Source organism: Streptomyces coelicoflavus, from assembly GCF_003112555.1.
Lineage (GTDB): Bacteria > Actinomycetota > Actinomycetes > Streptomycetales > Streptomycetaceae > Streptomyces > Streptomyces coelicoflavus.
On sequence record NZ_BEWB01000008.1, the window covers coordinates 174,031 to 188,479 of the forward strand.

Consider the following 14,449-nt stretch of genomic DNA (forward strand, 5'->3'; position numbering starts at 1 on the left):
TAGTCCGTTACCGTACACACCGCCTATCGCCGGTTCAATGAACCCTTTCGTTGACTACGCTAACGGCACCATTGGGGCGATCACTCGTAAAACACGTGCCCGTTGCGGGCGGGGCTCAGTGTCCGTCACCCCGTCACCCGTTCCCGCCCGACTTGCGTCACACCGGCAGCGCGTGGAGCTTCTTGCCGTGCAGGGCGAAGACGCGTTTGCCGTCCGTTGCCACCAGCCAGGCGTGGTAGTCGCCCGTCTTGTCGTTGAACGTCCAGCGCACGGCGCCGGTCCTCGCGTCCATGGCGATGATGCCGCCCTTCTTGTCCAGGTCCGTGGCGCCGTACAGGGTGTCGCCCGCCTTGACGTACTGCCGCGGCACCTGGAGCCCGGCGTCCGCGAGGGCCTCGGACTTCCAGAGCTGTTTGCCGGTGCGCGGGTCCACGGCCCGCATGGTCCTGGCGCTGTCGGCGACGTAGAGCACATCCTCCAGTACCGCCGGTTCCCTGAAGAGCGCGCCGTCCGACGCTTCCAGGGACCACTTCTCCTTGCCGTCGGCCAGGTTGAAGGCCTGGAGCACGTTGCCTTGGGGGACGACGACCAGGTCCTGGTGGACGGTGAAGAAGCCGTAGTTCGTCTTGGTCGTCTTGTGCGTCCACACCTGCCCGCCGCTCGCGGTGTCGCGCACGGTGAGGTTCTTCTTGAAGTCAGTGTAGACGAGGTGGCGGCCCCGGACGGCGGCGTGGATGCCGTTCTGCTCGGTGCCGACGTCGCGCTGTTCCTTCCAGGCGACCCTGCCCGTGGTGCTGTTGAGGGCGGCGATGACGTTGGTCCTGGACGAGCCGTCCTCCTCGAGGATCTCGGCGATGACGTACACCTGCTCCTCGTCCACCGCGATCGGTCGCGGCTGCCGGTACTCCTTGCCCAGCCGGCTGCGCCAGGTCTCCTTGCCGGAGGCCGGGGCGTATCCGATGACGGAGCCGTCGTAGTCGCTGCTGGCCAGGTACAGGGTGTCTTGGCTGAGCAGCAGGGGTGCGCCGGGGACCGCGCCGCCCGGCAGGGACCACTTCTGCCCGCCGGTCGCGGCGTCGAGGGCGGCCAGAGGGCTGCCGCTGGCGATCACGACGCCGCCCGCGGCAACCAACTCGTCGTTGTCACCGTAGGTCTCGGCCGAGGTCGGCTTCGTCCACAGCGGTTCGGGGGCCCCGCCCTTCTCGCCGGCACCGGCGCCCGCGCCGCCACCGTCGCCGGAGCCCTCGCCGCCGCCCTTCGGCTCGTCACCGCCGGCGCTGCCCGGCCCCTCGACGTCCACGGCGTCCTCGTCGCAGCCGACCGTACCGGCCGTCAGCGCCGCCAGCGCGAGACCGCCGCCGGCCAACCGCAGTACACGCCGCCGGGAAGGGGCACCGAACGCCCCCGGTGTTCTGTCGTCCGATGTGTCGTGTCGCCTGGTCATGTGCCGTACCCCCGTGATGCGTCAGTGCAGGAACCCGAACAGGAAGGCCCACGCCGTACCGAACATACGGACGCGTCCCTCTGCGACCAGGAACGTTAGCCGGGCTCCCGTGCCACTCCCACCGCCAGATCCCAACCGCGACAGCACCGTGAAGCTATCGAGACAACTCGTCGCCGACCACCTCACGCACCTCGCCCACCTCGCGCACCGCACGACGGTGCCGCGGGCGGCCGGCCCGCCTGGCCTCAGGCCCCCTCCGGAGCCGGATCGAGGGCCTTTCCCAGGAGGTCCACCAGCTGGCGCAACTCGTCGTCCCCCAGCCGTGCGAACGGAGTCAGGGCCAGTGTCGCCTCGATGACCGCCGCCCGCACGCGGCGCCCGTCGTCCGTCAGGGCCACCACGCGCGAGCGGCGGTCGGCGGGGTCGGCGGAGCGTTCGACCAGGCCGCGGTCGGTGAGTTGGTTCATGACGAAGCTGAGGTTGGGCGCGTTGCAGTACAGGCGGCCGGCCAGTGTCTTCATCGAGGGGGGTGCCTGGTCCGGGTCGATGGCCCAGAGGGCCTGAGCGGTCGCGGGGGTCAGGCCGTGCTCCGCCAGGACGGCCTCGATCCGGTCGCCGGTCTGCATGAAGAGCTCGTGGTTCGCCGCCACCGCCGCCTCGAGGGTGCTTCGCGTCATGGGCCCATCGTACGCCTATTTACTTCGAGACTCGAAGTGTATGTTGGGGCACAGGGATTGGTTCGAGGCTCGAAGTATCTGGCTGCGGGCCGCGCCATGCCTTCTTCCAGCCGCATTTCCTCCAGCCGCACAGAAAGCACTCACCCATGCACGACTTCACGAACACCACCGCCCTGGTCACCGGCGCCTCCAAGGGGCTGGGCGAGGCCTACGCACGCGAACTCGCCTCTCGAGGCGCGCACTTGGTTCTCGTCGCCCGCTCGGCCGACGCGCTGCGTGCCCTCGCCGACGAGATTCGCGCCACGCATTCCGTCCGCGTCGACGTCATCGCCGCGGACCTGTCCGACCGGCGGTCGCCGCAGCGGGTCCTCGATACCGTCGACGGACTCGGCCTGGACGTGGATCTCCTGGTCAACAACGCCGGGATGGGGGCCGTGGGGCCCTTCCTCGGCCGACCTCTCGGACCTAATCTCCAGTCCGTCGACGTGAACGTCACCGCGCTGGTCGGACTGGTCCACCTCCTGGGTGCCCGCATGGTCGAACGCGGCCGCGGCGGCATCGTCAACATCGCCTCCACCGCCGCCTTCCAGCCCATGCCGTACCAGGCGAGCTACGCCGCGACCAAAGCGTTCGTACTCTCGTTCACCGAGGCGGTCGCCGAGGAGGTCCGCGGCACCGGCGTACGCGTGATGGCGGCCCACCCGGGGGCGACCGCCACGGGGTTCTTCGACCGGACGACCGCCTCCATGAACCCCAAGTTCACGGATTCCCCCTCCGACGTGGCTGCCAGAACGCTCGACGACTTCGCCCGGGGCCGGGCCGTCTCCTTCCCCGGGCGCGCGTCCCAGCGCGCCGGGGTCTGGGCGTCGCGGGTGCTTCCCCGCACCACGGTCACTCGTCTCACGGGCGCACTCAACCGCCGGCTGGGATTCCGCGACGTCAGCGATCTCGACCCCGCCGCAGCGCCGAGGCAGTGATGATCCTGGTTGGCATACTGCGCAAAGAAGAGGTGGGAACTGGGGGTGGCCATGAAGTTGTTCCAACGGGATCGGGGGGTACGGCCCCGTTGACCGGACCGTGCCTCGTCTACGCCCGCTCGGACGGGCCGTGGTCCATCAGCCTGCCGTCCCTGCAGGTTTCCGGTGGTCGGCCGTGGCTTCCGGACTGCGCCGGTTGGCCCGGTCCACCTCGGCCATGTGCGTCTCGGCCCACTCACGGAGTGCGGCCAGCGGCTCCTCCAGGGTCAGACCGAGCGGGGTGAGCCGGTAGTACACGCGCGGCGGGACGGTGGCCTCCACCCGGCGGCCGACCAGGCCGTCGCGGGCGAGGCCCTGGAGGGTGACCGAGAGCATCTTCTGCGAGATGCCCGCCATCCTGCGCTGCAGTTCCGCGAAGCGCACCTCCTCCGGAGATGCTTCCGCGAGCACCTTGACGGCCATGGACGTCCACTTGGTGCCGATCCGGTCGAGCAGGCGGCGGGTGGGGCACTGCGGGTCGAACAGGTCTCCCCGGACGCTGTCGATGTCGTCGTTCGGGGAGTGCGACGCCTGTGATGCCGAGGAAGGGGTCACCTGTGGCTCACCACCTGTGGGAGAAGTGCGGTCTGGGATCTCTCAGCCTAGTTACCTATCGTTTTGACGTCACCATTGGTAACTGCTTCGGGAGCACCTGTGCCCATCGCGTCACCCCTCTCCTCCGACCTTCAGCCGCGAGGCGTCGAACTTCGGCGCGTCGCGGTCAACGGCGTAGAACTCAACGTGGCCCTCCACGGCGAGGGGCCCGCCGTGCTGCTGCTGCACGGCTTCCCGCACACATGGCAGCTGTGGACCCGTGTCATGGGGTCCCTCGCCGAACGCCATCGAGTGATCGCACCGGACATGCGGGGAGCGGGGGCGAGTACGCACGCGGCGGACGGATACGACGCCGGCACGCTCGCGTGCGATGCCGAAGCGCTGCTGGAGGCGCTCGGCGTGCGTTCGGCGGACGTCGTGGGGATCGATGCCGGAACCCCGCCCGCGTTCCTGCTCGCGATGCGCCGGCCGGACCTCGTCCGGCGGCTCGTGGTCATGGAGTCACTGCTGGGCGGGCTGCCGGGGGCCGAGGAGTTCCTCGCCCAGGGGGCGCCCTGGTGGTTCGGCTTCCACGCGGTGCCGGGTCTCGCGGAGACGGTGCTGACCGGGCACGAGGCCCGGTACGTCGACTGGTTCCTGGACGCCGGGACCCTCGGAGAAGGTGTCGACCCCGCCGTCCGGGACGCCTTCGTGCGGGCGTACACCGGGGCCGACGCCTTGCGTTGCGCCTTCTCGTACTACCGGGCGCTGCCCACGAGCAGCGAGCAGATCGCGGAGTGCGTCGCCGGTGGGCGGTTGACCGTCCCCACCATGGCCGTCGGCGCTCGTCCGGTGGGCCGGGCCCTGGAACGGCAGTTGGGGTCGGTCGCCGATCACCTGGTCGGCCACGTGATCGAGGACTGCGGGCACATCATCCCGTTGCATCGTCCCGAGGCGCTGCTCCGCCTTCTCGGACCGTTCCTCGCCCCGGGCCCTCAGGGGTCGCCTCCCACGGGCTGAGGAGGCAACCCCTGAGGGCCCGCCTTGGCTACGCCCCAGAGGCGTTCAGTTCGTGCCGGACCCGCGAGAGGAAGGTGTCGACCGCGCGCAGGCCCCGGTGCGGGGTCATGCCGTGGACGAGCCGCAGAACGTAGTCGCGGGCGCGGCGGGAGTCGACCTGGCGCAGGATGTCCACCGAGCGGTGTCCGACGGCCAGGCTCTGTTCCAGGTCTCCTGCCTTGAGGTGGGCGGTGGCGACGACCGCGAGGCGCATGCCCACCGATCGGGTGAAGGCGTTCGGTGCCATCGCCTCCGCCTGCGCGTGCCAGGCCAGACACGCCCGGGAGTTGCCGAGGTCGCGGTGGATCTCGGCGGCGTCGGCGGCGAGACGGGGGTGGGTGAAGAAGTCGAGCCACTCCGGTCCGTCGCCGGGGCGTGCGGCGTCGAGGAGGCGCTCGGCGGACGCGAGGGCAATACCGGCCGACCTGCCGTCGCTCGCGCGGGCGTGCGCGCGGGCTTCGACGAGCCGGGTGAACGCCAGGGCCCGGGTGCTCGCGTGGTGCGTGGCCGGGCCGAGCGCGCCCTGGATCATGTCGAGGGCCGTGGCGGGACGGCTGTAGAGGGCGGCGTGCAGCGCCATGGTGGCCAGGATGTAGGTGGTCGCGTCGGGGTCCTCAGCCGCGCGTGCCCAGTACAGGGCACGGTCGAAGTGACGGCGGGCGGTGGTGTGGCGTCCGGTGTCGAGCGCTGCCCAGCCGGCCAGGCGGGCCAGTTCGGCGCAGATCGCGCACAGTTCGTGCTCGCGGGTGGGCGGCAGGGGCCGGCCGAAGAGCGGCAGGGCCCACTGGTCGAGCAGATGGCCCGCGGCCTGGGCCTGGGCGCTGCCGCCGCCGTACCGGGAGTCACCGTGCCGGACGGCCGCGGCGGCGCGGTGCAGTGCCGCGATCTCCTCCCGTCGGACGCGGTGGCGGTCCGACGGTCCCGGCGGCCGTTCCGGGAGTGGGCCGTGGTGGGGCAGGGCGGCGGCAAGGGTGCCGCCGGACGCCGCCGAGAGCAGTATTCGACGGTTGAGGTGGGGGAAACGGTTGAGGCCGTTGGGACGGTTCGGTCGGTTCATGGGACGCTTCCCGTCGGTCGGCTTGCGGCTTGCGGCTTTCGGCCTTCTGTCAGCTTTCTGTCGGCTTTCGGCTTTCGGTTTCCGGTTTTCGGTCGGTCTTCGGCTTTCGGTCGGCTTCGAATGTCGGCTGTCGACTCAGGCGGCCGTCGCGAGCTGCCCGGCCAGGTCCCGTACGTCTTTCAGGTAGGCGACCACTGCGGGCTCGCGGCGCCAGGGGGTCAGCGACTCGGTGTAGATCTTCAGGTAGTCGAGTCCGCGGATGCTCTGGACCCGGGCGAACAGCCGCAGGGACTCGCCTCCCAGCCGCAACGAGTGCTCCAGTTCACCGGACTGGGCGTGGGCGGTGGCCAGGACGGACAGCCGGATGCCGCGGGAGCGCGCGTAGGCGTCTCCGGGCATCGAACCCAGGGCGTGCCAGGAGAAGGTGGCCCGGGGGTGCCCGAGGTCGCGGAAGATCTCCGTGGCGTCGGTGACGATCCGCTGCCGGGAGAAGAACTCGATCCAGGGCCGCTCGCCGACGCCCTCCGCCGCTCCCCGTTCCTGGAGCCGCTCGGCGGTCGCCAGGCAGGACGCGGCTGTCCGGGCGTCACGCTGCCGGGCGTGGGCGCGGGCCTCGATGAGCTTGGCGAATCCCAGCACGCGCGGGTCGGCGGTGGGGACCCGCTCGTAGGCGCCCTGGGCCATGTCGATGGCCTGGGAGGTGAAGCCGCGCATCAGCGCCTGCATCGCCATGGTGCTGAGCACGTACGAGCCCAGATGCACGTCGCTGCCGGCCTTGGCCAGCCGCAGCGCCTGGACGAAGTGGCGCTGGGCGACCTGGTGCTGGCCGGCGTCGAAGGCGGTCCAGCCGGCGAGCCTGGCCATTTCGGCGGTCACGGAGAACAGGTCGCGTCCGTCGTGTTCGGTGTACCGGCCGTCCAGGAGCGGAGTGACCCGATCGTACAGATAGGCGCTGAGTGAGCGTGACTTCCAGGTCGCGCCGCCGAACCGGGAGTCCCACAGCCGGGCGGAGTCGGCCGCCTCCCGCAGCTCCTGGATGTGTGTTCGGTCGACGGTGATGCGGCCGGAGGGGGGTGACAGGGGTTCGGTCGGGTTGACGAGCCACCGGGTCACCGGTTCCGAGAAGACCGAGACCACGAAGGGAGAGCTGGCGAGGAAGGTCCGCCGGTTCACTGTGCTCCAATACGACGATGCTTCGCTGATCGCGTCGCGTTGGCCCCTGGGGAACTCGAGACCGGCGTCGCGGTCCAGATGCCCCGGCCGCTCCATGCCGATCTCCCCGAGGCCGACCGGCCTGCCCAGTCCCTCGGCCAGTACGGCGCAGATGTGCTGCGGTACGGGCCAGCGCGGGCGCACGCCGCGCCGGCACCAGTTGGCCACGGACGTGTGCGTGTATTCGCTGGTGATTCCGTGCGACAGGCAGATCTGATTGAGGCGGTGGGCAAGTCTTTTGTGACTGATACCGGATTCCTCGATCAGACTTTCCAGCCGGACGTTTCGCTGCGGTCGGGATTGTTTCTCCGCGGCCACGTCAGTCACGTGCGCCCACCTCCTCCGAGGGCCGACTACGCGTTAACGCCACTATAGGGGCGCTGAGTTGGCATGAGCGTCGACCGCGATTCATGAGCCCCCTCATGAGCCCTGCAGAGGCTTCACGGGGGCTGATCTCCTGATGAAAGACAACCCGGTTCCCAGGAGGGAGAGGATCGTGCGAAAGAACGGAAAGACGAATTCCGTGCAGGACGGGCAGGGCCGTGCCAGGCGTTGGATCGCTCTTGTGGCGCGATGGTCCGCCGCGTTGCTCTCCGCCTATGTGCCCCTGGTGGAACAGCTGCCGCCCCTGGTGCCGGCCCCGCTGGTCAACGTCCTGGCCCTGCTGGCCGGGGTGCACGCGATCCTGCCGTTCGACGACGGCGTTCCGCGTGCGGTTTCCACCGGGGAACCCGCAGCACCGGTCGGCCGTTTCCGCTCCGTGCGGTGTGTGCGCACCGCCGCCACCCGCCACCCGGTGCGAGCCCTGCGATCACCGAGGACTTCGTCGCCACTCGAGAGGACTGGCGCTCGCCGGCCGCGCATCCGTCGCCCGCTTCCGCCTCGCTGAGCTGGTCGCGGCGTGGTGTGGGGGCGAGCGAACGACATGGCGCGGTTCGTGCCGGCCCACCCTGCAACTTTCCAGGGCCGCTCCGGCGCCCTTCTGCGCAACCATGTGCCTGGTCAACGAGCGGGGACTCACAGGAGAGGACCGGTACACATGAGGATCAGACGACAGTTGGGGGCGCTGCTCACGGGAGCGGTGCTCACCGCGGGGGCAGCCCTCGGTACCGTCGCGCCGGCGCAGGCCTACAACCCGGATCCGCGCGTCACGTTCAAGTACGTCGACACGGACAACTGCCCGTGTTCCGTCGGCGACCCGTACGACGGCACCTACTTCCGGCACGACCCCGGCGGGAAAGCCGTCAAGATCAACTTGTATCACCCCGACTCGGGGGCCTGGCTGGGGAAGGTCGAGTTCCATCCGTACGGCGAGAAGCTCTGGGTCTACGACACCAAGAATGACGGCGACACGTTCTACGTCCAGCTCCAATACGCGTCGGTCACCAACGTGTACCCGGTGGGGCCGGTGGTCTCGGCGCCCGGGACGTCGGCCGCCGTCGAGTACACAACGTACGACTACAACCTGGACGAGGGCGGGGCGGTGCACGTCTCCGTCTACGACGACGCCGGCAAGGACGATCTCATCACCTCGACGGGTGCCGTCATCCCCTGACGGCACCGGTCCCGGGCGGGCACCGGTGCCGAGCGGGCGCCAGTGCCGGCTCGTGGGCGTCTCGTCAGTGCGGTTTCCGGATGCTGTCGATGATGCGCGTCCAGTTGTCGCTGCCGTGGCCGTTCTCGATCGCTCGGCGGTAGTGGTCCTGGACGGCCGTCGGGAGGGCGAGGTCCAGGCCGAGTGCCGTGCTGGTGTCGACGATGTGGTCGGACGTCGCGCCCATCATGGTCACCGTGCTGAGGTGGCCGGGGTGTTCACCGGCGTCGAGGGCGGCGCCGGGGTGTTCCTCGCCCGCCCTCAGGATGTCGCCGATGGAGTCGGCGGAGGAGAGCAGTTCCGGCAGCGCCTCCTGGGCCTTCAGACCGGCGGTGCCCAGCATCGCGGTCGCGTGCATCAGGCCGGACAGGGTGGTGAGGAAGACGGCGAGCTGGGCCTGGTACATCAGCTGGGCGAGGCCCGGGTCCTCGCCCAGGTGCTTCGGGGTGCCCAGCAGGGTCAGCACGTCCCGGTGGTTCTCCAGCAGTTCCTCGCGGCCGCTGTAGTAGATGTGGGCCGCGTTCGTGCCGACCATGGGCGCGGGGACCATGACGCCTCCGGTGAGGAAGGCGGCGCCGTGGCGGGCGGCCCACGCTGCCGCCTCGCGCGTGCGGTCGGGGGTGTCGGAGCTGAGGTTGACCAGTGTGCGCCCGGCCAGCGCTTCGGTTGTGTCGTCGAGGATGTCGTACATCGCCTGGTAGTCGGTGAGGCTGAGCAGCACCAGTTCGCTCGCCTCGAGCGCCTCGCGGGGTGCCGGCGCGTGCGTCGCGCCGGCGCCGACGACGCCGTCGGCCCGACTCGCCGTGCGGTTCCAGACGGTGACCGGGTGGCCCGCGGTGAGGAGGGTGTGGGCGATGGCCTGGCCCATCGGGCCCAGTCCGATCACGGAAACGGGGGTGGCGGGGCTGGTGGTGCGGTCCTTGTGTTCGTTCACCCCTTCATCCTCTGAGGGCACGGGTAGCCTCGGAAGTACCCACTTTTTTCTGCGGTACTTACCGATTCGTAAGGGGCTGAGCGATGGCCAAGGGGTCGAGGTCCGGGCCGTACGTCTGCGGCATCGACGCTGCGCTCGACGTGGTGAGCGGCAAGTGGAAGGGCCTGATCCTCTGGGAGCTCGACGCCCACGGGGTACGCCGTTTCGCCGAGCTCCGTCGGGGGCTGCCGGGCGTGAGCGAGAAGATGCTCACCCAGCACCTGCGGGAGATGGAGGCGGACGGGCTCGTCCACCGGGAGGTGTACGCCGAGGTGCCGCCACGTGTGGAGTACTCCCTGACCGACCACGGCCGCACACTCAATCAGGCCCTCGGACCGCTCGGCGCGTGGGGCACCGAGCGGATACGTCGCGAGGGGTGCGAGCAGCGGCAGCCGCAGCCGGACACCCGTTCCTCCATGCGCTGACCGGATCGGTGTACCCCCGCCAGGCGTACCGATGATGTCCGGGCCGGCCGGCAGTCGTTACGGGGACGAGAGCGAGGAGATCTGCCATGTCCACGGAACAACCCGCCGTACGGCAACCCACGACCGAACTCGACGCCCGTTACAGCTCCGCACTCAATCCCCGTCCGGGCGCCACGGACGTCACGGCCACCGAGTGGGCCGAAGCCCGACGGCGCGTGGCGGCCGCCGAGATCTTCTGGGTGGTCACGGCCCGACCGGGCGGCGGGCCGCACGTCACGCCGGTGATCGCGGCCTGGCACGACGGAGTGCTGTATTTCTCCACCGGACCGGGTGAGCAGAAGGCCCGGAACCTGGCCCGTGACGCGCGCTGCGCACTGCTCACGGGTACGAACTCGCTCACCGACGGGTTCGACCTGGTGGTCGAGGGCGAAGCGGCACCGGTCGGTGACCCGGCGGTGCTGGAGAAGGTGATCGCCGCGTACGAGGCGAAGTACCGGGAGCACATCACGTCGGCCGAGGGCACCTTCCACGGGATCGGGGACGCCCTGCGGAGCGGGGACGTGGTGCTGTTCGCCGTAGCTCCCGTCACCGCGTACGGGTTCGGCCGGGACGAAGGGGTGTACAGCCATACGCGCTGGTCGTTCTGAGGCTCCGCGGGGCTCGGGCGTGTACGGGATCAGTCGCCGTCGGTGCCCAGCGCTCCCAGCAGCATCGGCAGCGACGCGTGCAGTTCCCGCTCCCAGTAGGCCCAGCCGTGGGTTCCCGGGCCGTAGAAGTTGGTTGTCACGTGCCTCGCGCCCACGCGCTTCAGCTCGGCCGCGAGCGCGTGGTTCTGCCGGTTGAAGTCGGCCTCCAGGGCGCTCGTGGCGCCGGGTGCGTCCAGGGGGCCTGTGGTGCCGTCGCCGCAGGAGAGGTAGACCGGGATCGACCTCAGGCGCTTGGCGAGGTGGAAGGGGTCGTGGGCCTGCCAGATGCCGCGTTGGGCGACCGGGTCGCCCCAGACGCGGAGCGGGTCGTTGCCCTGGCCGGCGAAGAAGCCCATGATGCGGTCGACCGACTCCTCGTTCAGGAGCGGGTGGGCGGAACCGGAGTACGCCGCCGTCGCCTTGAACATCCCGGGATGCCGGGCCGCGTAGAGCAGTGCGCCCTGGCCTCCCATGGACAGGCCGGCGACCACGCGGTTGCTGCCCGCGCCCCACTCGCGTTCCAGGAGGTGGCGCAGTTCCTTCGTGTGGAACGTCTCCCATGCCGGGTCGCCGCCCTGGCCGTGGTTCCACCAGTCGCTGTACCAGCCGTTCCAGCCGGCCTCGGGCATCACGACCAGGACGTCGCGCAGGCTGTCGGTCTCCGCCACGTCCGTCATGCTCGTCCAGGACGTGTAGTCGCCGCAGCAGCCGTGCAGGAGCCAGAGGGTGGGCCAGTGCTGCCGATGGCGTCGGTCGTGCGGGTTCCAGCCGTCGGGAGTGAGAAGCCGGACCTTGACCGTCCGGCCGCCCAGGGCCGCCGACCGTACGGACAGGTCGACCTGCCGGTCCGCGACCCGGGTGACGGCGACGACCTCCGCGCCGGGGCGGGTGGCGCCGGTCTCCGGTTTCTCGGCGGCAAAGGCCCCTGGAGCGGTCGGCATCAGGACGGCCAGAAGGACGGCCAGTAGGACGGCAAGGACCAGGAGGAGTCTCGCTCGCAGCGGAGTGGGGACAGTGGGCACGTTCGCGAACACGGCGGCTCCCTGGATGGGTTGCTGTGCGTGGTGCGTGGTGCGTGGTACGTGGTGCGTGGTGTGTGATGGGTAGTGCTTGGTGCGTGGCGCGTCCGGCGGGTGGTCGTGGCGGACCGGGTCAGGTGCCGTGCCGGTGCGGCAGGATCAACAGCGCGTCGCCGACCGGGCGTTCGCCCGCCGCGTCCGAGGGGGAGTTGAGTACGGCGCCCTCGGCCACCATCGTCGTCGAGCCGCCGCCGTCCAGGTTGACCGCGTCGCGCAGGCCGAGTGACCTCGCGACCTCCGCGCTCTCGCCGATGCTGAGTCCGAGGGAGTCCGTGCTGCGTCCGTCGGCGGTGACGAGGACGGTGCGGCCCGCGGCGTCCACCCCGGCCAGGGTGCGCGGGTTGCGCTTGTGGACCCAGCCGTAGTACCAGCTCGGGTCGCCGGGGTGCACCATGCCGTCGGTGGCGGGGGTGACGTGGATACGGCCGTCGCGCACCAGCTCGGGACCCGCGTTCACGATGTCGGTACGGGGCGAGGTGGGCATCCGGCGGCCTCGGTCGTCCAGCAGGGTCGTGCTCACGCGCAGGCGGTCGCCCACGTGGGCCAGGGCGGCCAGGTCCGCGACGCGTTCGCCCGTCGCCTGGACCGAGCTGCCGCCCCGGGGGACCGCCCCACCGCGTGGTGAGCGCAGTTCCACGACCCGCTCGTGGGCGTCCAGCACGGCCTCCAGGCCTTCGCCCTCGGGCGTGCGGCCGCCGTAGTCCGGGGTGAAGGCGACCAGTTCGTCGGGGTTGGTGCAGGTGACGTCGTGCAGCGGGAGTGATGTCGGGGTGTCGCCCGCGCTGCCGCCGCAGTTCCTGATCAGGCCGGGTACGCGGTTCACTCCGTTCAGGGGGAGGGAGGCCGCGCGGGTGGCGATCCGGCCCTGCCAGGTGAGGCGGGCGATCTCGGTGCGGCGCCCGTTGTCGTGGACGACCAGCGCCGGGCGTCCGGCCACCGGTTCGCTCAGCAGGCGGCCGTCGTACACGCCCACTCCGGCGGGGTCGCCCGGTGCGCCCGCCTTGGGGTCGAGGACGAAGAAGCCGGCGTTGACGGCGGCCGTCGCGGTGGCCGACGCCGAGAGCGCGCTGGTCGTCTCGCGGTTCTCCAGGTCGGGGCCGTACGACGCGTCGAGGGTGCCGCGGAACCTGCGCGGGTCGATGGTGAGTACGTCGACGCGCCACGGGCCGCGGTCCGTGGCCTCTCCGTCCCAACCCGTGTACACCGCCGAGCCCGAATACCCGGCCGCTCTCAGGCGGGTGCGTTCCGCGGTCGCTGCGGTCTGCGCGTCGAAGGCGCCGATGCGGACCCGCCAGCCGAGGGTGCCGCCCCGGTAGTCGGCCGTCGCGCCTGTCGTCACCTCCTCCACCCTCGCTTCGAAGCCGTCCCGCCGCAGTTCGGCGGCCAGTTCGTCGGCGCTCGCCCGGTCCTTCAGGGCCGTCGGCGGTGCGTCGGGGTCCGGGGAGGTGTCGCCGCCGGGGATGGAGACCTCGACCGTCCAGTGGAGTGCGGGGTCGTCGGTGTTGCCGCGCACGATGCGGGTGAGGGTGACGCCCGGCTGGAGGGTGGTCGTGGTGCGCGTCTCGGGGAGTCCGTCGGGACCCAGGGGAAGCGTCTGCCGGGCCGAGGGTTGATACCCGACCGCGTGCGGGGACGCCTCGGCGCCCGCTGGAAGGGCGGCCAGCGTGGTGAGGACGCCCAGAACGGCACCCGTGGCACTCAGTCTCTTCTTCATCTGTCCCGCCTCGCGCCGACCACGGACACCGACCGACCCATGCTGCGCACAAGTATCGGCCGGTTCAGGCTCACGTCAAGGCGGCCCGGTGGGCGCGGGCCGCACCCTCCGTGCTGCTCGGCCTGCTCAGGGGATCCGCGCCACGCCCACGTAGAAGCCGCTGCGTTCCCGCGTGGGCGCGGGTTCCTCCTGATACCACTCTGTCGCGAACACGATGCCGGGCGCGAGGAGTTCCAGTCCCGCGAAGAAGGGCTCGACCTCGCTGCGGGTGCGCATCCGCAACGGGATCGCGCCCTTCTTGTACGCGGTCTCGGTCTCCTGCTTCAGCTCCGGGTGCTGGTCGGCGGTGCCGTGCGAGAGGACCAGGTGGCTGCCGGGGGGAAGTGCTTCGACGAGGGCGCGCAGGACGCCGTACGGGTCCTCGTCGTCCGGCAGGAAGTGCAGGAGCGCGATCAGGGAGAGGGCGATGGGTCGGTCGAAGTCCAGTACTTCACGGGCGCGTTCGAGAATCGTCTCGGGCTGTCGTACGTCCGCGTGGAGGAAGTCCGTGACTCCCTCCGGGGTGCTGGTCAGCAGCGCCTCCGCGTGCCGGAGGACGATCGGGTCGTTGTCCGCGTAGACGACCCGGGCGTCCGGCCTGACCGCCTGCACGATCTGGTGCAGGTTGGGTTCGGTGGGGATGCCGGTGCCGATGTCCAGGAACTGGTCGACGCCGTTCTTCGCCAGCCAGGCCGCCGCGCGGTGCATGAACGCCCGGTTCCGGGCGGCGTTGCCGCGTGCCTCCTCGGGGAGGGTCTCGCCGACCCGCTGGTCTACGGGGTAGTTGTCCTTGCCGCCCAGCAGCCAGTCGTAGACGCGGGCCGGGTGCGGCTTGCTCGTGTCGATGTGGGTTCTGGGTGTACCGGCGGTCACAGGACACTCCTCCGTACGCGGAACGGCATCGTCGGGTCGTCAGCGTAGCGGGACCGCCCCTGGTCGA

14 protein-coding genes are annotated in these 14,449 nt (G+C 70.7%); 5 read left to right on the forward strand and 9 right to left on the reverse strand.

What is annotated here, in order from left to right; all coding sequences use genetic code 11:
* Positions 1 to 157: 157 nt before the first annotated feature.
* Positions 158 to 1,444: a PQQ-binding-like beta-propeller repeat protein gene (locus Sco07f_RS20580; RefSeq protein ID WP_108988707.1), complete on the reverse strand. Its 1,287-nt coding sequence runs from the start codon at positions 1,442 to 1,444 to the stop codon at positions 158 to 160.
* Positions 1,445 to 1,689: 245 nt separating this feature from the next.
* The gene (locus Sco07f_RS20585) at positions 1,690 to 2,121 is read right to left on the reverse strand and encodes a MarR family winged helix-turn-helix transcriptional regulator (RefSeq protein ID WP_007387778.1); all 432 of its coding nucleotides are present in this window, start codon (positions 2,119 to 2,121) and stop codon (positions 1,690 to 1,692) included.
* A 146-nt stretch (positions 2,122 to 2,267) separates the two neighbouring features.
* Here Sco07f_RS20585 and Sco07f_RS20590 point away from each other — a divergent pair, with 146 nt between their 5' ends.
* Positions 2,268 to 3,098 carry an SDR family NAD(P)-dependent oxidoreductase gene (locus Sco07f_RS20590; RefSeq protein WP_108988708.1) on the forward strand — a complete coding sequence of 277 codons (831 nt, stop codon included), beginning with the start codon at positions 2,268 to 2,270 and terminating at the stop codon, positions 3,096 to 3,098.
* A gap of 138 nt (positions 3,099 to 3,236) precedes the next feature.
* Here the strand turns inward: Sco07f_RS20590 and Sco07f_RS20595 are convergent, their stop codons facing one another.
* A complete protein-coding gene (locus tag Sco07f_RS20595; RefSeq protein WP_218030741.1) occupies positions 3,237 to 3,692 on the reverse strand; it encodes a winged helix-turn-helix transcriptional regulator in 456 nt (151 codons plus the stop codon).
* A 99-nt stretch (positions 3,693 to 3,791) separates the two neighbouring features.
* Between Sco07f_RS20595 and Sco07f_RS20600 the strand changes: the two genes are divergently transcribed.
* The gene (locus tag Sco07f_RS20600) at positions 3,792 to 4,691 is read left to right on the forward strand and encodes an alpha/beta fold hydrolase (RefSeq protein ID WP_108988709.1); all 900 of its coding nucleotides are present in this window, start codon (positions 3,792 to 3,794) and stop codon (positions 4,689 to 4,691) included.
* Between the two features lie 28 nt (positions 4,692 to 4,719).
* On the opposite strand, the gene Sco07f_RS20605 is transcribed toward Sco07f_RS20600, so the two are convergent.
* Both Sco07f_RS20605 and Sco07f_RS20610 read right to left on the reverse strand, forming a co-directional pair.
* Complete coding sequence (locus Sco07f_RS20605; protein ID WP_108988710.1) at positions 4,720 to 5,787, reverse strand: NsdA family TPR-like regulatory protein; 1,068 nt, start codon at positions 5,785 to 5,787, stop codon at positions 4,720 to 4,722.
* Between the two features lie 135 nt (positions 5,788 to 5,922).
* Positions 5,923 to 7,326, reverse strand: coding sequence for an NsdA family TPR-like regulatory protein (locus tag Sco07f_RS20610; RefSeq protein ID WP_108988711.1), 1,404 nt, complete (start codon positions 7,324 to 7,326; stop codon positions 5,923 to 5,925).
* A 712-nt stretch (positions 7,327 to 8,038) separates the two neighbouring features.
* On the opposite strand from Sco07f_RS20610, the gene Sco07f_RS20615 reads away from it, so the two are divergent.
* Positions 8,039 to 8,554, forward strand: a complete 516-nt coding sequence (locus Sco07f_RS20615; RefSeq protein WP_007387750.1) for a hypothetical protein — start codon at positions 8,039 to 8,041, stop codon at positions 8,552 to 8,554.
* Between the two features lie 64 nt (positions 8,555 to 8,618).
* Here the strand turns inward: Sco07f_RS20615 and Sco07f_RS20620 are convergent, their stop codons facing one another.
* Positions 8,619 to 9,527, reverse strand: a complete 909-nt coding sequence (locus Sco07f_RS20620; protein ID WP_108988712.1) for an NAD(P)-dependent oxidoreductase — start codon at positions 9,525 to 9,527, stop codon at positions 8,619 to 8,621.
* Positions 9,528 to 9,610: 83 nt separating this feature from the next.
* Here Sco07f_RS20620 and Sco07f_RS20625 point away from each other — a divergent pair, with 83 nt between their 5' ends.
* Together Sco07f_RS20625 and Sco07f_RS20630 are read left to right on the forward strand one after the other, a co-directional pair.
* The gene (locus Sco07f_RS20625; protein ID WP_108988713.1) at positions 9,611 to 9,991 is read left to right on the forward strand and encodes a winged helix-turn-helix transcriptional regulator; all 381 of its coding nucleotides are present in this window, start codon (positions 9,611 to 9,613) and stop codon (positions 9,989 to 9,991) included.
* A gap of 86 nt (positions 9,992 to 10,077) precedes the next feature.
* The gene (locus Sco07f_RS20630; protein ID WP_108988714.1) at positions 10,078 to 10,638 is read left to right on the forward strand and encodes a pyridoxamine 5'-phosphate oxidase family protein; all 561 of its coding nucleotides are present in this window, start codon (positions 10,078 to 10,080) and stop codon (positions 10,636 to 10,638) included.
* Positions 10,639 to 10,667: 29 nt separating this feature from the next.
* Here the strand turns inward: Sco07f_RS20630 and Sco07f_RS20635 are convergent, their stop codons facing one another.
* From Sco07f_RS20635 to Sco07f_RS20645, 3 genes are all read right to left on the reverse strand, one after another.
* Complete coding sequence (locus Sco07f_RS20635; protein ID WP_108988715.1) at positions 10,668 to 11,711, reverse strand: alpha/beta hydrolase; 1,044 nt, start codon at positions 11,709 to 11,711, stop codon at positions 10,668 to 10,670.
* Between the two features lie 118 nt (positions 11,712 to 11,829).
* Entirely contained in the window at positions 11,830 to 13,470 is a 1,641-nt protein-coding gene (locus Sco07f_RS20640; protein ID WP_108988716.1) for a phosphodiester glycosidase family protein, read from the reverse strand.
* Positions 13,471 to 13,596: 126 nt separating this feature from the next.
* Positions 13,597 to 14,382 (reverse strand): SAM-dependent methyltransferase, encoded by a 786-nt coding sequence (locus tag Sco07f_RS20645; protein ID WP_108988717.1) that lies wholly within the window; start codon positions 14,380 to 14,382, stop codon positions 13,597 to 13,599.
* Between the last annotated feature and the right edge of the window lie 67 nt (positions 14,383 to 14,449).